The following is an 18,375-nucleotide window of genomic DNA, read 5'->3' on the forward strand; positions in this document are numbered from 1 at the left end:
CCATGAGGATAGTGTTACATTGTTACATCCAATATATCCGAAAGTTTTACGGATTCTGGGTCGCCGAAGGGATCCACGCCAATCAGCCGATTGGTGACTTGGTCTACTCGCTGCGGATACAACCGAACCTCTTGATTGCCATATGGGTGATACACGGTCAGTATAGTGAGCCTATCGTCTTGAATTGCTTCGCTGAGTAGAACGCTCATCTCCGCCAGTTTGTCTTCGCTGAGGACTGGTTTCTCTTGCCGCTGCAGCTCACGTTTCATTGTTTCCATCCGTTCTCTGTGTTCTGGCAATACGAGTCTCATCGCTTCAAAAATGTTGCCGTCGGTAATTCGCATTAGGTTTGACTCCTTTCTACATGTAATGTCCGCCGATCTTTTTGCTCCGATCTAACAATTGACCAGCTTCCTGGAGGCTGACGGCCCGCATGATGCTGGTCTCGCCGTATTTTGTTCGTATGTCATCAACCGTTTTGGACAAACTGTTCCTTTTTATCACATCTTCAAACAACGACAGTTGAAGTGCATCCGACTTTTGCAGAAGATCAAGTGAAACACTGACGGCTCGCACACCGTCACCGGTCCACCACTTGTCAAGTAACTCCAGTAAAAACGGATACAGATCATGGGATTCATTGGAACAAAAGTTAAGCGTTTTCGCTTTGTAAAATCCGCCCTGAAGTGATTCATAAGTCAAGCCGAGACCCACACGCCGGCCTTTCTGACCTGCAGATCTCGCTCTGCGACAGACCTCATCCAATAGTTCTTGAATGACGATAATGATCTCTGTACGCTTATAAAAATCTCTGGGCAAAGTGGTGCGATGTGAGATTCCCTTATGAGGCACATCATAGGAATCAGGATTCATCGCAGAAAAATCCTGACCGTGACTCCATCGGTGGATCACCGTCCCCCACACCCCAAATCGACGTTGCAGTTTAACTTCCGGGATTTGTGCAACATCTCCAATTGTTCGAGCGCCGAATTCGTAATACAGAACTTCTGCCCGGCGCTTCAGTCCCCACATATCGAAGACGGACAAACTGTGGAGATTCGTTTGGACATCCCGTTCTGTCCACCAGACAATCCCGTCCGGATGTGTTTTCGCCTGTTTGTTTGTCATTTTTGCCATCCATTTGTTGTGTGCAAGGCCAATCCGGCAGCGAATCCGAAACAAATCCCAAATAGCCCCCTTTAATTCACAGGCAGCGTCGACCGGATCGGGAAACAGCGCTGACGGATGGGGGAAAGCAAAAAACGCTTCATCAACGCTGAACTGTTCATACAGCGGAAACATGTATTCAATTACCTGCTGGATGCGAACACTGGTTTCAAGATAGAACTGCATCCGGGGTTTGACAACGATCACCCCGGGACAGCGCTGCAGCGCTTCTCCAAGCCGCATGGCATTTTCGATACCGGCTCTCTTGGCTGTGGGCGTTGCCGCCAGAATAATGCCGGATCTTCTCTCCGGGTCACCGGACACGACAAGCGGCGGATCAGTCGAGTCGTCATTCTCGCGGCGTGCCCATGCGAATTCAGGCCGGGAAGCTGCCTCACATGACGCATAAAAGCTTTGCATGTCGATGAGACCATAAATCCATTTCATCACTCTCATCCCCATTCAAGAACGTGTGTTTTGTATTATATTCCGAACGTACGTTTGTATTCAATGGTAAAAAATAGAGAGGAAATTTTAGCGGAAAAGGAGGCGAAGGAAAGAAAGCGGAGAGAAGCCAAGAAGAATCATAAAAAGGGGATAGTTTGAATAAAACGTATTGATTGAAGAAAGGAGAGGATCACGTGTTAAGGGATTCCAAATCTGTTGTACTTGATACCTGGAAAGGTGCAAAAGTTGCAACTTACATCGATGAATATGATGTCGGACAAAAAGTGATTATTTTTGAAGCGGATAGTTTAGAAGAAGAAGGGTACGTTCCTTCAAATGTATTATCTTAAACCATAGAGAAATCGAAACTCTTCGAGATTTCCTTAATACGGTTTATAAAACAAAGAAGTGAGGCCAAACGGCCTCTTTTTTTGCAGGCATCTCACTACCGGTTGACGAAAGTCTTCGAAGAGGAGGCTTTCCAGATGACGCCTATTTACTGTACAGCAGACCAACTCTCAAAACTCTTCCGAGTCGATTATTCCACCATGCTGGATATCCTTCATAAGGATGCTGAGCTTGATCCGGAGATAAAGAAACTGAATCGATACTTGCTCTCCAAAGTAGTGCAGCTACATAAGACGACTGTAGATCCAATGGAAATCGATCTGGCTACCCAGTTTGTAAATTTGTATGAGGTCCAGGAGATATTAAACGCAGAACTAGGCCCGATGGTCTACTCAACCGTTCTGAGGAAAGCAGCCAAAGGGGAGATCCCTGCATTGAAATTCGGAGATACATATAGGGTACCTGTTAATGCTCTGTTCAATCGGTTGCAAAATGCTGCAATCTCCTACAATAGAAAAAAATAAAAGAGGGCCATTTAAGTAAATTTAACCATTATCCACTTCCTATCTTTCAAAATTTTACATAAAGCTGTATTGTATAAAGTAGGTTTGAAGAACGAGGGGTGGCCAGAATGGATGCAAACAAACAGTTGGAGGAAATTCTAAAGCAATCTGAATCACTGCCTTTTTTGTTCGTTGGATCAGGCTTACCTTTGAGGTATCTGTCCACCGAAAATTGGCCCGATTTATTGAGACATTTCGCATCGATGATTGACTCCTCGGATTATGCGTATGAAAAATATGAAACCAAGGCTGCTCAAGTGCTCTTGGAACAACATAAAAGTAAAACAAAAAACAATCTAATGACCTGTACTGCTGATTTAATAGAAAGGGATTTCAATACTATTTGGTTTGAAAGTGCACTCTTCGAGGAAAGCCGGAGTGAGTTCAAGTCAGAAATTAAGCAGGGCATTTCACCCTTTAAACTTGAAATTTCAAAACACTTCCGATCAATAGATCTCACCGATATACCTACCGAGTATTTATCAGAAATAACTCTGCTAAAGGAAATTGGAAAAAAATCGATCGCTGGAGTAATTAGCACAAATTACGATTGCTTTTTGCAAAGCCTATACCCGGATTATTCAGTATATGTAGGGCAGGAAGAGTTACTTTTTTCTCCGACATACGGCATCGGTGAGATATATAAGATTCACGGTTGCTGTACTAAACCGGATTCAATTGTAATTAATAGCCGCGATTATGAGGATTTTGAGAGGAAGAATAGCTACTTAGCGGCAAAGTTGATGACAATTTTTGTAGAGCACCCAATAATTTTCTTGGGATACTCACTTGATGATGAAAATATTCAAGCGATAATCAAGTCGATTGTTGATTGTCTCAGTGAGGATAATCTTGAAAAACTGAAAAATAGGCTCATATTTGTACAGTGGGATAGTAATGCTGAACAAATGGAAGTTTCCACCCACAGTCGTGATTTTGGGCACGGTAAAGCGATAAACATGACGAAAGTGCGGACTGATTCCTTTGAGCCATTACTGAAAGTTGTTGCGGAGAATAAAGCGAAGTATGCGACACGGATGTTTAGAAAAGTAAAACAAGAAATATATGAATTAGCGTTGACCAATAAACCTACAGAAAAAATAATGGTTATGCCGCTCAGTGAAGAACAAATGGATGAAGAACCGGAAGTGGTAATCGGGTTTGGTATTCTTGAAGTTGCAAGGCAAGGGTACAGAGGAATTCCAGCGGAGAAAATTTTTCTTGATGTAGTTTTCGATAGAGGTAACTACACTCCCAAACTCCTAGTGGAAGAAACATTACCGACTTTATTGAAGCAGGTGGCCTACAGCTTGCCAGTATTCAAATATATAAGCAATTACCCGACTGCTCTTCCGCCGGAGTTCAAAAAATTTGAAGAGCAAACCTTTGAAGATTTTGTTACTCAGACAAATAAGAAAAACCGGGAAAAATTCAAATTCAAAAGTATCAATGAAGTCTTAGAAAAAGAACCGGACAGTTTAACAAGACAAGTTCGTTATATTCAAACACTCGAAGAGTCGCAAATCGACATCACAAAGATGGAATCATATTTACGTGAGGTATTAACAGAGAATCCCGATATTCTTACCGGTCCCAACGGCGAGGCAAAATCAGGGGTAAAGAAATTGATTCGAATATACGATTTTCTAAAGTATAAGGGGCATTGAGTAAGCAAAAGAGCGAACCTGGGATTCAGTTTGCACCCGATGTGCAAACCTTCACCAACCAGTTCGCTCTTTCTTCTTATTTGTACTTAGTTTAACACCAGGATAGTCTTCAGTCAAAACAAATTTTGTCGATACTGAAAAAATGTAATTGTGTCTCGTGTTGATCGGAGCAAAGAGCCGCCGAATAGCGCTTTTTTCATTTAAAGGTAAATATCCACCATGAGGCGTAATGTACTTGCAAGGAGAGTGACTGCCGTTATAAAACTAATCGTTCGCTGTTCAGAATGTGGAGACACGAATTTCACGTTCGAGAATGGCCCGGTAATTAAGTGCTTGGACTGTGACGCTGAATACGATACAAGTCAGGTTGATTTCCTTTTGGATGTTTTTCAGGAGTTGCATTGACTTATATAATGTAGAAATGCTTCCAATCATCAAGGTTATTACCCGCACGGACAAGGATTCATTGCAGCCACCAGCAAAAAACGGGAGGGGTATGTAAGGGTTGCATTGGCGCGAGCAATCGTGACGTGACCGTCTTCCAGAGGTTGGCGAAGAACTTCGAGTGTAGATTTGCTGAACTCCGGAAATTCGTCAAGAAATAAGATTCCGCCGTGGGCCAGCGACACTTCGCCCGGTTTGGGAATCGTACCGCCTCCGATTAATCCTGCACCGGAGATCGAATGATGCGGGGCTCGGAAGGGACGCTGCTGAATCAGGGAGGTAGTTTCTCTCAGCAATCCGGCGGTGCTGTGTATCATTGTCACTTCCAGTGCTTCATGGTGCAAGAGCGGCGGCAGGATCGAGGGGAGACGTCTGGCCAGCATCGTCTTGCCGGAACCGGGCGGACCTATAAGGAGCAGGTTGTGACTGCCGGAAGCAGCAATTTCCAAAGCTCGTTTCACATGGAGTTGACCGCGTACATCGGCCAGGTCTTCTGTCTGGAATGCGGAGGTGGGAAGGGGACAGGGAAGCTCAACTTGCTTGGGCAAACGTCCTTCACGAATATAAGCTGCCGCCTCGTTCAGATGATGAACGGCAATGATCCGGATACCCTCCACAAGTTCCGCCTCCCGTACGTTTCCTGCCGGCACTATCGCTTCTTGATAACCCGCTTTTTTAGCGGCCGCCACCATCGGGAGCACTCCATGTACGGGTCGGATCGAACCGTCGAGGGACAGCTCTCCTATAATTGCAGGCGACTGTAAACGTACTAGAGGAAGCGAGCCACATGCTCCCAGAATGCCGAGGGCAAGGCACAAATCATAGCCGGGCCCTTCCTTTCGCAGATCGGCAGGAGCCAAATTGGCTGTAATCCGCCCCAGAGGAAATTCAAATCCGGAGTTGCGCAAAGCGGCTCGCACCCGTTCTTTGGCCTCTCTCACCGATGAACTCGGCAGACCAACAAGATCGAAGCAGGGAAGTCCATTACTGATGTCGACTTCCACCGTGATTCGTTCTCCGTGAATTCCGAGCAGAGCTACTCCGTTTACTGATGCATACATGACTTTACAACCCCTTTATCGAATAAAAATTTCATATCTACTCATAAGGATCCATCCTGCAGGGCACAATGGAATCGCAAGATCCAACATAAAAATAACCGGAAAGGAATGAACGATGTGATTCGTGTATCAATCGCGGCTGGAAAAATGGACGAGTCAGTTGAAGAAGCGTACGTGAAGTGGTGGGGATTTGAAAAAAAGGAAGGCAACCACCTGACGGCTGCCATGCGTGACGAAGATTTTAAAGATTTTTTAAAAACAAACAATCTTATTGTATATAAAAACCACATTAAAGAATATCAAGATGGGGATATACTCGGCGATTTCAGTGTGGTTGAACGTTAGACAGATCGCGAAACAATTTCAAACGCTCCAACAATTCCTGACACCACTCGTGTTCACCAAGTTGTTTTGCAAAGTTTAAAAGATCAAGCGTGGAATCGATTTGTTCCCGAATCACCCGTTGACCTGTTTTGACCCGGATGTCTTCCGGATATCGATCCAGAATGTCCAGGATTTTTTCTTCTCCGATCGCATCCGGAAGGCTGGCAGAGCGGACACCGTCAGCTGCACAATTGTGGGCATACAACTGGTAGTCCATCTCAATCTCCGGAGCGATCAAACTGTTGTGACAGGTCGGGCAGAAAAGAATCGGTACATCTTGCATCAGGACGGAGCCTTCGGTGAAGACATTTTGCAGGCGGGCAACCATGGTTAATCCGCAGCAATGATCCATCTGCATTCACCCCTGCTTTCTTTCTTCTTATTATACCATACCCTGTCCTGTCATCCATAGAGGTTTACAGTTCCGTTTCGCCCACCAAATTTTTAAATCCGAATGAAGCCGGATCCGCGGGATCCGCGGCAACGAACTCGACTTTGACCACCGATTTGACGTTCAGGCAATCGCTGGAACCGTCAGGAACAATCAAACGAACAGGGAACCCCTTTTTCAGAGGCTCACCGTTCGACTTGTAAAGAAAAATGGCCTCCTGCAATTCCGAAATCGGAATGGTAGCCGCAAATTCATCCGCAGCGTGAAAAATTACATGGGTCGCCTCCGGCTTCGGACCGATTTTCTCGGCAATTTCGCTGAACGGAACACCGGTACCGGAAAATGTCGGTGCAATCTTCTGAACATCAACCTGAGTTTTGCATTGATGGAAATCTTCGATTGTGAGAACAGATTCTGTACTGACCAGACCTTTTACAACTACCCGGAAATCCATTTTCTTTTCCTCCTGTGGCTTTTGACAGCAAATGTACCGTTGCAAGCAATTAAGGGAGTTCTTTGATTTTCGTTTGAATCGGTGTACGGGGTTTGGGCTCCGGCACCTCTGCCGGAAATCCGACCGGAATTAAGCCAACGACTTCATAGCCGGGTTGGATTCCTAAAACTTCCTGGGCCCGTTTGGAAAGACCGAGAGAAGACCAACCGGTTCCGATGCCTTTTTCCCAAGCCGCGAGCATAAAATTGAGAATGAAGCAGGAAACGGCAGCGTAATATTCATCGCGATCCACTTCAGTCTTTGCAGGTTTTGACAGGATAGCGAGCACGACAGGCGCCCCGCCAAAATTTGTTTTATGATTGAGAAGAGCCCGGGTAGAGGGACCGACAACAAGAATTTCCCATGGTTCCGTCATCCGGTGATTCGGGGCGAAACTGGCAGCTTCCAGCAATTCTTCAAGCAATTCGCGCGGTATGGGATCGGGTTTGAACGATTTGATCGTTCTTCGTGTCCGTACGGCCGAAACAGTGCTCATCGAATGATCCATAACTGGAATCCCTCCATGACTGGAACGGTCACATTTCACTATACACAACTTTTAAAATTGAGGGAAGAATGTGACCTCCTGATGTAATAATAAGTGTATTCAGATCAAAGAAAGGATGAAAAGCATGTCAGAATATCAATTGCGTTGCAGTTTGTGCGGAACCGTATCGGACGCCGAGGAACAGAACGTTGGGCAGCTTCTGGCGGCCAAAGACAAGCATGTTCACATTTGCCAACCGTGCCAGGCAAAAATTAAATTCGAAAGCGATCAGAAATATAAATAGCGCCAAGAGCTGTTAAATTTCGGCAGAATCCCGATACGGGTCATTATTCCCTTTAGTTTCTTACTTTATGGATAAACCGGGACGATCCTGAGGTCAGCAGGGGTAAGATAAATGAGTATGAACAAAAAATTTAATCGGACATTAGCCCTCTTTTATTCATTCCATTTACGTTGCACTTGATTGCTTATTAACCTTCCGCCCCGCGGAGGTCAGAAGGATTTGCTCGCTTTCCGGTCATATTCCTTCTTTGTTGATCGGTTTTTGATCCTCTGTGGGTGGAGCAGCAGAGGAGAGCGGCATATTGGCTCCCCTCCCGGTCAATCCATTTGTCAAGCGCTTTCTGACGCCCGGCTGAAAGGGGCATTGTCGCCCTTTGTCGATTTGGGTATAATAAAAAGCGGTTACATGAGATCATTTTCCATATAATGGTACATCTGCAAAGCAGGTGGAAACCCAAAGATCGTTACCATCTATTTAACTTATCAATGGTAGGAGGCAGCCGGAGATGAATATCCATGAGTATCAAGGTAAAGCGGTTCTCAGGCAGTATGGAGTGGCCGTTCCGCAAGGCGAAGTCGCTTTCTCTGTAAACGAAGCGGTTCAAATTGCAGAAAAATTAGGCGGAAAAGCGGTAGTGAAAGCCCAAATTCACGCAGGTGGCCGCGGGAAAGCCGGAGGCGTAAAAGTTGCCAAGAATCTGGACGAAGTTCGTACATACGCTGAGCAAATTTTGGGAATGACACTGGTCACTCACCAGACAGGCCCGGAAGGCAAAGTTGTTAAGCGTCTTTTGATTGAGGAATTATCGGACATAAAGAAAGAGTATTACGTGGGCGTTGTTGTGGATCGAGCAACCGGCCGCGTAGTTATGATGGCGTCCGAAGAGGGCGGTACGGAAATTGAAGAAGTGGCAGCCAAGACTCCGGAAAAGATCTTTAAAGAGGTGGTTGACCCGGCAGTTGGTTTACAGGCTTTCCAAGCGCGGAAACTGGCTTTTGCAATCAACATTCCGCGTGAATTGGTGAACCAGGCGGTTAAATTTATGCTGGCGCTTTATCAGGCATTCGTCGAAAAGGACTGCTCGATTGCTGAAATCAACCCGCTCGTGGTTACAGGTGACGGCAAGGTAGTTGCCCTTGATGCGAAGTTAAACTTTGATTCCAATGCACTGTTCCGTCACAAAGACATCCTTGAACTGCGTGATTTGGACGAAGAAGATCCGAAGGAGATCGAAGCTTCCAAGTTTGACTTGTCCTACATCGCACTCGAAGGAAACATCGGATGTATGGTGAACGGCGCGGGTCTCGCAATGGCTACCATGGATACCATCAAGCATTTTGGCGGTCAACCTGCGAACTTCCTCGATGTTGGGGGCGGTGCAACAACTGAGAAAGTAACCGCCGCATTCAAAATCATTTTGTCCGACCCGAATGTACAGGGCATTCTCGTCAACATTTTCGGCGGTATTATGAAGTGTGACGTAATCGCTGACGGTGTAATCGCGGCCGCGAAAGAAGTAGGCTTGGACAAGCCGTTGGTGGTGCGTCTTGAAGGCACCAACGTGGAACTTGGCAAGAAGAAGCTGAACGAATCAGGACTTAACATTGTAGCGGCTGACTCTCTCGCCGATGCTGCCGAGAAGATCGTCGGCCTCGTGAAATAATTCGGGGCGGAGGGAAAATACCATGAGTATTTTAGTAAATAAAGATACAAAAGTCATTACGCAAGGAATCACCGGTGCAACCGGTCTGTTCCATGCCAAACAGGCAATTGAGTACGGCACAAAAATGGTGGGCGGGGTAACTCCCGGAAAAGGCGGTACCGAAGTAGAAGGCATCCCTGTATTTGATACAGTCGCGGAAGCAAAGGAAAAAACGGGAGCGAACGCGTCCGTTATCTATGTACCACCGGCATTTGCGGCGGATGCAATCATGGAAGCGGTCGATGCAGATTTGGATCTTGTGATCTGTATTACCGAAGGTATTCCTGTACTGGATATGGTAAAGGTTGCCCGCTATATGGAAGGCAGACGGACCCGCTTGATTGGTCCTAACTGTCCGGGTGTGATCACTCCCGACGAATGTAAGATTGGAATCATGCCGGGATATATCCATCTGCCTGGTCGAGTCGGGGTTGTATCCCGTTCCGGAACCCTTACTTACGAAGCGGTTCATCAGTTGACCACCCGTGGAATCGGTCAATCGACGGCTGTCGGTATTGGCGGGGACCCTGTAAAAGGAACTGAGTTTATCGACGTTCTGGAAATGTTTAACAACGATCCGGACACCGATGCTGTGATCATGATTGGGGAGATCGGCGGAACTGCGGAAGAAGAGGCGGCTGAGTGGATCAAAGCGAACATGAAGAAGCCGGTTGCCGGATTCATTGCAGGTGCGACTGCACCTCCCGGAAAGCGGATGGGTCACGCAGGTGCGATTATCTCCGGCGGAAAAGGAACGGCTGCTGAAAAGATCGCAAAAATGCAGGAATGCGGAATTCGCGTTGCACCCACGCCTTCCGAAATGGGCTCCACTCTTGTGGAACTTTTGAAAGAAAGAGGCATGCTCGAACAAGTCATCACGAAGAAATAACAACCAGAGGGAGACTGCCAAGTCTCCCTCGATTTTTTTATGGGTATCACCAGTTGGGCAATTAACGGATTTTGAAGGTCTTAATCTCCAATTTTTACCGGATGTTTTTGATATAGCGGATTTTTAAGTTCTTATTACCATATTTCCGGAGGCAAGGGGAGAGAAAACACCGGATTAAGACCCCGAAAATCCTCTATTCAAAAAATGTTCACCAAAATTAGTGAAATAGGGCCTTCAAATCCGCTATGAATAACGCGTTAACGATCGAGCAACATCCCTTTTCCGTCGCCAAGGAGGAAACGAAATTTAAGTACAGGAGGAATTCAATTGCGAACCGAAAAAGAATACGTTCAATGGTTGATGAGTGTTCCGCGAGTCGGGTATCTCCGCTGCCGCAAATTGCTTGAGCAGTTCGGAAGTGCGGAAGCGGTATGGGAGGCGCCGGCGCAGGAACTGCTGCAGGTGCCCTCAGTTACTCGCAACGTGGCAGAGGAGATCCTTGTATCCAGGCAAAGTTACTCTTTTCAGGAGCAGGCCGATTTTTTAAAGCGAACCGGCATTCGAGTGCTCCATAAAAAGGACCCCGAATACCCCCTTTTCTTACTGCAAATTCATGATCCTCCCCATATACTGTACGTAAAAGGCGAATTCACCTTACTGGATGACAAAGCAATTGGTGTTGTCGGAACGCGCACCCCGACCAATTATGGGGTTCTGGTTACCAAGAATCTTTGTACCGAACTGGCTTCGGCAGGTGTGACCATCGTTTCCGGACTGGCCCGAGGAATTGATGCGATTGCACATGAAGCGGCGTTGCAAGCGGGGGGAACCACGATTGCGGTGTTGGCCGGAGGAGTTGAAAATATTTATCCCCCTCAGAATAGCTCCCTCGCCCGTAGAATCTGTAAGCAGGGCTTGCTCATCTCCGAATTTCCCCCTCTCGCTTCAGCTCATCCAGGCATGTTTCCCGTTCGGAATCGAATCATCTCAGGGCTTTCCCGTGCCATTCTGGTAGTGGAAGCAGCCCGGAAAAGCGGTTCCCTGATCACAGCCGACCAAGCTTTGGAACAATGTCGGGACGTTTTTGCGGTACCAGGTCCTATCACATCCCCGTTAAGTCAAGGAACGAATGATTTGATCCGGGAGGGAGCCAAGATAATAACAGGGGTTGCAGATATTTGGGAGGAATATCCCGACTGGCAGGCGAATTATTCGCATAAGATGAAAGACGAGGCATTTCAGTTAAATCCCGAAGAGAGGCAATTGCTTGAAACAATCGGGTATGGCGGGGTTCACTTGGACCATTTGATCCGGGTGAGTCAACTGTCGCAAGGAGAAGTTTATCGCCTGCTGCTGGAAATGGAGCTGAAAGGCCTTGTGAAACAATTGCCCGGGCAGATGTATATGAGGAGCAGTGTTTGACAATAAATGTTCATGCAGTTTAGTATAAGAAGCACATGACAAAACGCGGAAATATTATACAACGCATATTCACAAGCCTCACTAAGCGAAGTGCTCAGTCTCGCTATGAAAGGAGGAGACGTCCTTGGCAGACTATCTTGTCATTGTAGAGTCTCCCGCAAAAGCAAAGACCATCGGAAAATATCTGGGAAAAAAATATGTAGTAAAAGCTTCGATGGGCCATGTTCGCGATCTGCCGAAGAGCCAACTCGGCGTCGATATAAAAGATCACTTTTCACCTAAATATATAACCATTCGCGGAAAAGGCGACGTGTTAAAAGAACTCCGTGACCAAAGCAGGAAAGTAAAGGCTGTTTATCTCGCAGCCGACCCTGACCGCGAAGGAGAAGCAATTGCATGGCACCTGGCCAATGTATTGGAAATCGATCCTGCGGCGGCGTGCCGGGTTGTCTTTAACGAGATTACGCAAGATGCAATCAAAGAATCGTTTAAACATCCACGTCAAATCAATATGGATCTGGTCAATGCGCAGCAGGCGAGACGCATTCTCGATCGGCTTGTCGGTTATCAAATCTCGCCTCTTCTCTGGAAAAAGGTGAAAAAAGGGCTCTCAGCCGGGCGTGTTCAATCTGTAGCAGTCCGTTTGATTGTGGATCGCGAAAATGAAATCCGCAATTTTACTCCCGAAGAGTATTGGACGGTTGTCGCACAATTCCAAGTGGAAAAACAAAAATTCGAAGCGAAGTTCCATGGCTATCGAAAAGGAAAAAGTATTGAGAAAACCGAGCTGCCTAACGAAGAAGCAGTAAACCAACTCTTAACTCATATTGAGGATGCTCAGTATCAGGTTATTGAAGTAAAGAAGAGCGAGCGGAAGAGGAATCCGGCGCCTCCTTTTATTACAAGTACCCTGCAGCAAGAGGCGGCCAGAAAATTGAATTTCCGTGCCGGAAAAACAATGTCCATCGCCCAGCAATTATATGAAGGAATCGACTTGGGCAAGGAAGGCACAGTCGGGTTAATAACCTATATGCGTACCGACTCCACCCGTATCTCGCCGACGGCCCAAGCTGAAGCGAAAGATTTTATTGTGCGGGAATATGGTGACAGATACTCTCCTGCAACAGCGCGCCAATTTACTGCGAAAGAAGGGGCTCAGGACGCACACGAAGCAATTCGGCCAACATCGGTCCACCTGCACCCCGAAAAAGTAAAAGAATATCTGAGCCGCGATCAACTCCGTCTTTATAGGTTAATTTGGGAACGTTTTGTCGCGTCCCAGATGTCACCCGCGGTGCTTGATACGATGACTGTTGATATTCAGGCAAATGATGCGGTATTCCGGGCTACCGGATCGAAAATCAAATTCCCCGGCTTCATGACCTTATACATTGAAGGAAATGATGAAGGGAAGGATGAGGACGAGAAGTTTCTGCCTCCGCTTGAAGAGGGACAGCAGCTGCAGAAGCCGAACTTGGATCCGAAACAGCACTTCACTCAACCGCCGCCGCGCTATACAGAAGCAAGGCTGGTGAAAACAATGGAAGAGCTTGGAATCGGACGTCCCAGCACATATGCCCCAACCTTGGAAACGATTCAAAAAAGAGGGTATGTGCTTCTCGAAGACAAACGGTTTGTCCCGACGGAGCTCGGGGAAATCGTGGTCAATATGATGAAAGAATTTTTCCCGCAGATCATTGATGCCGAATTTACAGCTCACCTGGAAGAAAGCTTGGACGGTGTGGAAGAAGGCCAGGTTGACTGGGTCAAAATGTTGGATGACTTCTACGGTGATTTTGAAAAAGATTTAAAAGTGGCAGAAGAAGAAATGAAGAACGTTACGCTCCAGGATGAAGTATCTGATGTTGAGTGTGAGAAATGCGGACGAATTATGGTTTATAAACACGGACGCTTTGGAAAATTCCTGGCTTGCCCCGGCTTCCCCGAATGCCGGAATGCAAAGCCGATTTTAAAAGAAATTGGAGTTCCTTGTCCGAGGTGTGAGGGCGGTCATTTGGTGGAACGCCGCGGGAAAAGGCGCCGTGTCTTTTACGGATGCAACAGGTATCCGGACTGTGATTTTATCCTTTGGGATCGCCCGGTTGGCAAACCGTGCCCGGAATGCGGGCAACCGCTGGTAATCAAGCGCAGCGGAAAAGGGGAAGGGAAAGAAACTTGGGTATGTTCCGGTGCTGATTGCACTCATAAGGAAGCACCTTCACCAACAGTGGCGGCAGAAACTGGAGAATAACCGGATTGTTGTGGAGGGATTTTCGATCAGATGGCAGATTATGTAACGGTTGTCGGGGGCGGTCTTGCCGGCTCCGAAGCAGCGTGGCAAATTGCGAAGCAGGGTGTGAAAGTCCGGTTGTATGAGATGAGGCCGATAGTAAAAACGGCTGCCCATATCTCGGAGAATTTCGCGGAATTAGTATGTTCGAACTCGTTAAGAGGAGCCAGTTTGACCAATGCGGTAGGCCTTTTGAAAGAGGAAATGAGACGGCTTGATTCGGTAATCATGGCTTCTGCCGACAAGACGGCCGTCCCGGCCGGAGGTGCACTTGCGGTTGACCGCGATTTATTCTCGCAAGAGGTTACGGAACGGGTTTCGCAGCATCCTTTGATTGAAGTGTTCAGGGAAGAACTTCCGGAAGTCCCCACCGAAGGATTTGCAGTGATTGCAACAGGTCCTTTAACGTCTCAATCGTTGTCTCGTTCAATTGCGGAATTGACCGGACAGGAGTATCTGTATTTTTATGATGCGGCCGCTCCCATCGTCCACAAAGAGTCCATTGATTTTGATAAAGTATACTTGGCTTCCAGATATGACAAGGGGGAAGCAGCTTATATCAATTGTCCCATGTCAGAGGAAGAGTTCGATCGGTTTTATGAGGCGTTGATTACAGCGGAAGCGGCTCCGTTAAAGGAATTTGAGAAAGAAGTTTATTTTGAGGGCTGTATGCCGATCGAAGTGATGGCAAAAAGGGGACGTCAGACAATGCTTTTTGGTCCCATGAAACCGGTTGGATTGCCAGATCCTCGAACAGGGAAAATTCCGTTTGCTGTGGTGCAGCTTCGGCAGGATAATGCGGCAGCCACGTTGTATAACATCGTTGGCTTCCAAACCCACCTGAAATGGGGAGAACAATCACGTGTGTTCCGCATGATACCGGGACTTGAAAATGCGGAATTCGCCCGGTTTGGAGTTATGCACCGCAATACCTACATAAACTCACCTCGGGTGCTGGAACAAACGTATCAATTAAAGGTACGGAATACGCTGTTCTTTGCCGGACAAATTACCGGGGTTGAGGGGTACGTGGAGTCGGCAGCGGCCGGTTTAATTGCAGGCATCAACGCGGGTCGATTGGCTCGTGATCTGCAGCCGCTTGTGTTTCCGAAGGAAACTGCAATTGGTTCCTTGGCTTATTACATTACCCATGCGGCACCGGATAATTTTCAACCGATGAATGCGACGTTTGGTTTGCTGCCTCCGCTGCAGGAAAAGATCCGGGACAAGCGGGTGAAAAATGAGAAAATTGCTGAGCGGGCCCTTGCCACTCTTTCTGCTTTTATCGGCCAATCGATTCGGTAATCTGCAAGCGTGGCCCCCGTGTGTTTTTGGCAGTTTCTTGCTCCTGCCTATTCTGCTGTGCTACGATTGAATTGGAAGGTGAGACCATGACAATTCAACAAGCGGTGGAACTGTTTCTGGAATATTTGCGAGTGGAAAAAAATGCTTCCATGCATACGATTGACTCGTATAAAAGTGATTTGGAACAATTCTGTACGTATCTGGCAGATGAAAAAATTGAAACGTTCGGAGAGGTGACCCATGTCATGATTCGAACGTTTTTGTCACGTTTGTACATGGCTAAAGCAGCCCGCAAGACTTTGGCCAGAAAGGTGTCTTGCCTCCGTTCGCTTTATGAGTTTTTGAGGCGGGAAGAGATTGTCGATAAGAACCCTGCCAAATCGGTCTCAACTCCCAAGCTGGAAAAGAGGACACCCAATTTTTTGTATATTGAAGAGGTCAAACGGCTTGTCGAAGCTCCATCGATCGACGAGCCGCTTGGAATGAGAGACCGTGCGATTCTCGAACTCTTGTATGCAACAGGCATCCGTGTCAGCGAATGCATGGGTCTTGAGCTGGATGATATCGACCTGGAAATGGGAATGGCCCGTGTGTTCGGAAAAGGGGCCAAGGAGCGGATCGTCCTTCTCGGTCAGAAGGCGTGCGAAGCAGTCCGCTTGTACCTGGAACGAGGGAGACCGCGTCTGTTAGTCGGCAGTACCGGCGGGGGTGAGCAGAAAGCCCTTTTTCTGAACTATCGGGGGGAACCGCTGTCCGATCGGTCGGTCAGACGGATCGTGGACAAATATATGCTTCAGGTAGCGGGCCAGCTCTCGATTTCACCGCACGCTTTGCGGCACACCTTTGCCACTCATATGTTGGATGAAGGGGCTGACCTGCGCGTTGTTCAAGAGCTGCTGGGGCACGTCAGTCTTTCCAGCACACAGATTTACACTCATACGACTAAAGAAAGGCTGCTGCGCGTATATATGAATGCACACCCAAGGGCATGACCCAAAGGTTTGTCTGCAGATGGAGGGGTATCAATGAATAACGGTTTTCATGCTACAACTATTTTTGCTGTAAGGAAAGACGGAAAGTCTGCCATGGCTGGGGACGGTCAGGTTACTTTCGGAAACAGCATGGTGATGAAAAACGGTGCCAAAAAAGTCCGCCGCCTGTACCGGGGGGAAGTAGTGGCGGGATTTGCCGGATCCGTCGCGGATGCATTCACATTGTATGAGAAATTTGAAGCAAAACTTGAAGAATATCATGGAAATTTGCAGCGGGCAGCGGTGGAGCTTGCCAAGGAATGGCGCTCCGATAAGATTCTTCATAAGCTGGAAGCGATGCTGATTGTGATGAACAAAGAACATTTACTGCTCATTTCCGGTAACGGGGAAGTAATTGAACCGGATGACGGCATCTTGGCAATCGGATCGGGCGGTTCATTTGCGTTAGCCGCCGGCAGGGCATTGGCAAGACATTCGGAGCTTTCGGCCCGGGAGATCGCGGAACAGGCTTTAAAAATTGCCGCGGAAATTTGTGTGTTTACCAACTCCAACATTGTCGTGGAAGAAATCGAATAGGAGGAGGAGAAGCATGAAACAAAAGCTGACCCCAAAACAGATCGTTGCGGAACTCGACCGTTATATTGTTGGCCAAAAACAAGCCAAGAGAATGGTGGCAGTGGCGCTTCGCAACCGCTATCGGCGGAGCTTGCTTCCGGATGAACTGCGGGATGAGGTGACTCCGAAAAATATTTTGATGATCGGGCCGACCGGTGTAGGGAAAACCGAGATCGCGAGACGGCTTGCGAAATTGGTGGGTGCCCCTTTTGTCAAAGTTGAAGCTACCAAGTTTACAGAAGTGGGTTATGTCGGACGCGACGTGGAAGCGATGGTCCGAGATCTTGTGGAGACAGCCATCCGGATCGTCAAAGAAGAAAAAATGACCCGTGTGGAAGATCGTGCCCGGCAAATGGCGGAAGAACGACTCGTACATATTCTCGTTCCGGACCCGGCCAAAGAAAAACAGTTCAAGAATCCATTTGAAATGCTGTTCCAGGGAAACGCCCAGCAGCAGCAGGAAACGACCGGAGAACCCGAACATATCAAAATGCGTCGCAAGGATATACGAGCCGCGTTGGCACGAGGAGACCTGGAAGAAACGATTGTGGAAATTGATGTTGAGGACACAACGCCCCAAATGTTTGATTTATTTGGCGGCGGCAATAACGAAATCGGCATGAATATGCAGGAAATGCTCGGGAATTTGATGCCCAAGCGCCGGAAAAAACGAAAGCTGCCCGTAAAAGATGCAAGAAAGATTATAATCCAGGAAGAAGCGCAAAGACTGATTGACATGGATGAGGTTACACAGGAAGCAGTTACCCGAGCCGAGCAGTCCGGTATCATTTTTATAGACGAAATTGATAAAATTGCCGGGAAAGATCATCGCGGTCCGGATGTTTCGAGGGAAGGGGTGCAGCGGGATATTCTCCCGATCGTTGAAGGTTCTACGGTGATGACAAAGTATGGTCCGGTGAAAACCGACTATATTCTGTTCATTGGCGCGGGTGCATTCCATATTTCAAAACCGTCGGATCTGATTCCGGAATTACAGGGGCGTTTTCCGATCCGGGTAGAACTGCAGAGTCTGACAGCAGAAGATTTTCGCCAGATCTTAACTGAGCCCCAGAACGCATTAACCAAGCAGTATGTTGCTTTACTGCAGACTGAAGGGATCGAGGTTGAATTCACTGCTGATGCTATCGAGAAAATCGCTGAGCTCGCTACAGTTGTGAACCAACAAACTGAAAACATCGGTGCACGCCGCCTGCATACCCTGCTGGAAAAACTTTTGGAAGATCTGTCATTTGAAGCGGCTGATATCGGCCCTCAGAAGATCGTGATAACACCCGCATACGTTGAGGAAAAACTCGCTGGTATTGTGAAAAACCGGGATCTGAGTCAGTTTATTTTGTAAACAGTCAAAAATCAATTCGTAAACACCCTTAAGGCCTATTTTTT

Annotated in this window: 19 protein-coding genes; 13 read left to right on the plus strand and 6 right to left on the minus strand. The window is 47.4% G+C overall.

The window, feature by feature from the left end:
* Positions 1–14: 14 nt before the first annotated feature.
* Positions 15–344: a YolD-like family protein gene (locus ACFO8Q_RS15430; protein ID WP_380026705.1), complete on the minus strand. Its 330-nt coding sequence runs from the start codon at positions 342–344 to the stop codon at positions 15–17.
* A 16-nt stretch (positions 345–360) separates the two neighbouring features.
* Entirely contained in the window at positions 361–1,614 is a 1,254-nt protein-coding gene (locus ACFO8Q_RS15435) for a DNA polymerase IV (RefSeq protein WP_380026706.1), read from the minus strand.
* Positions 1,615–1,808: 194 nt separating this feature from the next.
* On the opposite strand from ACFO8Q_RS15435, the gene ACFO8Q_RS15440 reads away from it, so the two are divergent.
* From ACFO8Q_RS15440 to ACFO8Q_RS15450, 3 genes are all read left to right on the plus strand, one after another.
* Positions 1,809–1,964 (plus strand): hypothetical protein, encoded by a 156-nt coding sequence (locus ACFO8Q_RS15440; protein WP_380026707.1) that lies wholly within the window; start codon positions 1,809–1,811, stop codon positions 1,962–1,964.
* Positions 1,965–2,099: 135 nt separating this feature from the next.
* Positions 2,100–2,486: a DNA-binding protein gene (locus ACFO8Q_RS15445; protein ID WP_380026708.1), complete on the plus strand. Its 387-nt coding sequence runs from the start codon at positions 2,100–2,102 to the stop codon at positions 2,484–2,486.
* A gap of 107 nt (positions 2,487–2,593) precedes the next feature.
* Entirely contained in the window at positions 2,594–4,192 is a 1,599-nt protein-coding gene (locus ACFO8Q_RS15450; RefSeq protein WP_380026709.1) for an SIR2 family protein, read from the plus strand.
* 443 nt (positions 4,193–4,635) lie between these two features.
* Here the strand turns inward: ACFO8Q_RS15450 and ACFO8Q_RS15455 are convergent, their stop codons facing one another.
* Positions 4,636–5,697, minus strand: a complete 1,062-nt coding sequence (locus tag ACFO8Q_RS15455; RefSeq protein ID WP_380026710.1) for a YifB family Mg chelatase-like AAA ATPase — start codon at positions 5,695–5,697, stop codon at positions 4,636–4,638.
* 117 nt (positions 5,698–5,814) lie between these two features.
* On the opposite strand from ACFO8Q_RS15455, the gene ACFO8Q_RS15460 reads away from it, so the two are divergent.
* Entirely contained in the window at positions 5,815–6,042 is a 228-nt protein-coding gene (locus ACFO8Q_RS15460) for a hypothetical protein (RefSeq protein ID WP_380026711.1), read from the plus strand.
* Here the strand turns inward: ACFO8Q_RS15460 and ACFO8Q_RS15465 are convergent.
* From ACFO8Q_RS15465 to ACFO8Q_RS15475, 3 genes are read right to left on the minus strand one after another with little or no spacing between them, the layout of a single operon-like run.
* Positions 6,023–6,439: a hypothetical protein gene (locus ACFO8Q_RS15465; RefSeq protein WP_380026712.1), complete on the minus strand. Its 417-nt coding sequence runs from the start codon at positions 6,437–6,439 to the stop codon at positions 6,023–6,025. The two genes, ACFO8Q_RS15460 and ACFO8Q_RS15465, sit on opposite strands and share 20 nt — an antisense overlap.
* Before the next feature lie 58 nt (positions 6,440–6,497).
* Complete coding sequence (locus tag ACFO8Q_RS15470) at positions 6,498–6,926, minus strand: molybdopterin-dependent oxidoreductase (protein WP_380026713.1); 429 nt, start codon at positions 6,924–6,926, stop codon at positions 6,498–6,500.
* Between the two features lie 49 nt (positions 6,927–6,975).
* Positions 6,976–7,461 carry a nitroreductase family protein gene (locus tag ACFO8Q_RS15475; RefSeq protein WP_380027026.1) on the minus strand — a complete coding sequence of 162 codons (486 nt, stop codon included), beginning with the start codon at positions 7,459–7,461 and terminating at the stop codon, positions 6,976–6,978.
* Positions 7,462–7,597: 136 nt separating this feature from the next.
* Between ACFO8Q_RS15475 and ACFO8Q_RS15480 the strand changes: the two genes are divergently transcribed.
* From ACFO8Q_RS15480 to hslU, 9 genes are all read left to right on the plus strand, one after another.
* Positions 7,598–7,756: a DUF2197 domain-containing protein gene (locus ACFO8Q_RS15480; RefSeq protein WP_380026714.1), complete on the plus strand. Its 159-nt coding sequence runs from the start codon at positions 7,598–7,600 to the stop codon at positions 7,754–7,756.
* A gap of 505 nt (positions 7,757–8,261) precedes the next feature.
* Positions 8,262–9,419, plus strand: a complete 1,158-nt coding sequence (gene sucC / locus ACFO8Q_RS15485) for an ADP-forming succinate--CoA ligase subunit beta (protein ID WP_380026715.1) — start codon at positions 8,262–8,264, stop codon at positions 9,417–9,419.
* 22 nt (positions 9,420–9,441) lie between these two features.
* Positions 9,442–10,347 carry a succinate--CoA ligase subunit alpha gene (gene sucD, locus ACFO8Q_RS15490; RefSeq protein ID WP_380026716.1) on the plus strand — a complete coding sequence of 302 codons (906 nt, stop codon included), beginning with the start codon at positions 9,442–9,444 and terminating at the stop codon, positions 10,345–10,347.
* Between the two features lie 327 nt (positions 10,348–10,674).
* Positions 10,675–11,769, plus strand: coding sequence for a DNA-processing protein DprA (dprA, locus tag ACFO8Q_RS15495; protein WP_380026717.1), 1,095 nt, complete (start codon positions 10,675–10,677; stop codon positions 11,767–11,769).
* 124 nt (positions 11,770–11,893) lie between these two features.
* Positions 11,894–14,020 (plus strand): type I DNA topoisomerase, encoded by a 2,127-nt coding sequence (topA, locus tag ACFO8Q_RS15500; protein ID WP_380026718.1) that lies wholly within the window; start codon positions 11,894–11,896, stop codon positions 14,018–14,020.
* A 30-nt stretch (positions 14,021–14,050) separates the two neighbouring features.
* Positions 14,051–15,364 carry an FADH(2)-oxidizing methylenetetrahydrofolate--tRNA-(uracil(54)-C(5))-methyltransferase TrmFO gene (gene trmFO / locus ACFO8Q_RS15505; protein ID WP_380026719.1) on the plus strand — a complete coding sequence of 438 codons (1,314 nt, stop codon included), beginning with the start codon at positions 14,051–14,053 and terminating at the stop codon, positions 15,362–15,364.
* An 86-nt stretch (positions 15,365–15,450) separates the two neighbouring features.
* A complete protein-coding gene (gene xerC, locus ACFO8Q_RS15510) occupies positions 15,451–16,356 on the plus strand; it encodes a tyrosine recombinase XerC (RefSeq protein ID WP_380026720.1) in 906 nt (301 codons plus the stop codon).
* A gap of 33 nt (positions 16,357–16,389) precedes the next feature.
* Positions 16,390–16,932, plus strand: a complete 543-nt coding sequence (gene hslV / locus ACFO8Q_RS15515) for an ATP-dependent protease subunit HslV (protein ID WP_380026721.1) — start codon at positions 16,390–16,392, stop codon at positions 16,930–16,932.
* Positions 16,933–16,945: 13 nt separating this feature from the next.
* Positions 16,946–18,331, plus strand: coding sequence for an ATP-dependent protease ATPase subunit HslU (gene hslU / locus ACFO8Q_RS15520; RefSeq protein WP_380026722.1), 1,386 nt, complete (start codon positions 16,946–16,948; stop codon positions 18,329–18,331).
* The last annotated feature ends 44 nt before the right edge of the window (positions 18,332–18,375 follow it).

This window comes from Effusibacillus consociatus (assembly GCF_042652925.1).
In the GTDB taxonomy this organism is placed as follows: domain Bacteria; phylum Bacillota; class Bacilli; order Tumebacillales; family Effusibacillaceae; genus Effusibacillus; species Effusibacillus consociatus.

What these genes read in the sequence shown, in the direction of transcription:
- ACFO8Q_RS15435 (WP_380026706.1), bottom strand. Translation starts at nt 1,614, where the DNA reads ATGAAATGGATTTATGGTCTCATCGACATGCAAAGCTTTTATGCGTCA.
- ACFO8Q_RS15475 (WP_380027026.1), bottom strand. Translation starts at nt 7,461, where the DNA reads ATGAGCACTGTTTCGGCCGTACGGACACGAAGAACGATCAAATCGTTC.
- ACFO8Q_RS15455 (WP_380026710.1), bottom strand. Translation starts at nt 5,697, where the DNA reads ATGTATGCATCAGTAAACGGAGTAGCTCTGCTCGGAATTCACGGAGAA.
- trmFO (WP_380026719.1), top strand. Translation starts at nt 14,051, where the DNA reads ATGGCAGATTATGTAACGGTTGTCGGGGGCGGTCTTGCCGGCTCCGAA.
- hslV (WP_380026721.1), top strand. Translation starts at nt 16,390, where the DNA reads ATGAATAACGGTTTTCATGCTACAACTATTTTTGCTGTAAGGAAAGAC.
- sucC (WP_380026715.1), top strand. Translation starts at nt 8,262, where the DNA reads ATGAATATCCATGAGTATCAAGGTAAAGCGGTTCTCAGGCAGTATGGA.
- ACFO8Q_RS15430 (WP_380026705.1), bottom strand. Translation starts at nt 344, where the DNA reads ATGCGAATTACCGACGGCAACATTTTTGAAGCGATGAGACTCGTATTG.
- hslU (WP_380026722.1), top strand. Translation starts at nt 16,946, where the DNA reads ATGAAACAAAAGCTGACCCCAAAACAGATCGTTGCGGAACTCGACCGT.
- ACFO8Q_RS15445 (WP_380026708.1), top strand. Translation starts at nt 2,100, where the DNA reads ATGACGCCTATTTACTGTACAGCAGACCAACTCTCAAAACTCTTCCGA.
- ACFO8Q_RS15480 (WP_380026714.1), top strand. Translation starts at nt 7,598, where the DNA reads ATGTCAGAATATCAATTGCGTTGCAGTTTGTGCGGAACCGTATCGGAC.
- ACFO8Q_RS15450 (WP_380026709.1), top strand. Translation starts at nt 2,594, where the DNA reads ATGGATGCAAACAAACAGTTGGAGGAAATTCTAAAGCAATCTGAATCA.
- xerC (WP_380026720.1), top strand. Translation starts at nt 15,451, where the DNA reads ATGACAATTCAACAAGCGGTGGAACTGTTTCTGGAATATTTGCGAGTG.
- ACFO8Q_RS15470 (WP_380026713.1), bottom strand. Translation starts at nt 6,926, where the DNA reads ATGGATTTCCGGGTAGTTGTAAAAGGTCTGGTCAGTACAGAATCTGTT.
- sucD (WP_380026716.1), top strand. Translation starts at nt 9,442, where the DNA reads ATGAGTATTTTAGTAAATAAAGATACAAAAGTCATTACGCAAGGAATC.
- ACFO8Q_RS15465 (WP_380026712.1), bottom strand. Translation starts at nt 6,439, where the DNA reads ATGCAGATGGATCATTGCTGCGGATTAACCATGGTTGCCCGCCTGCAA.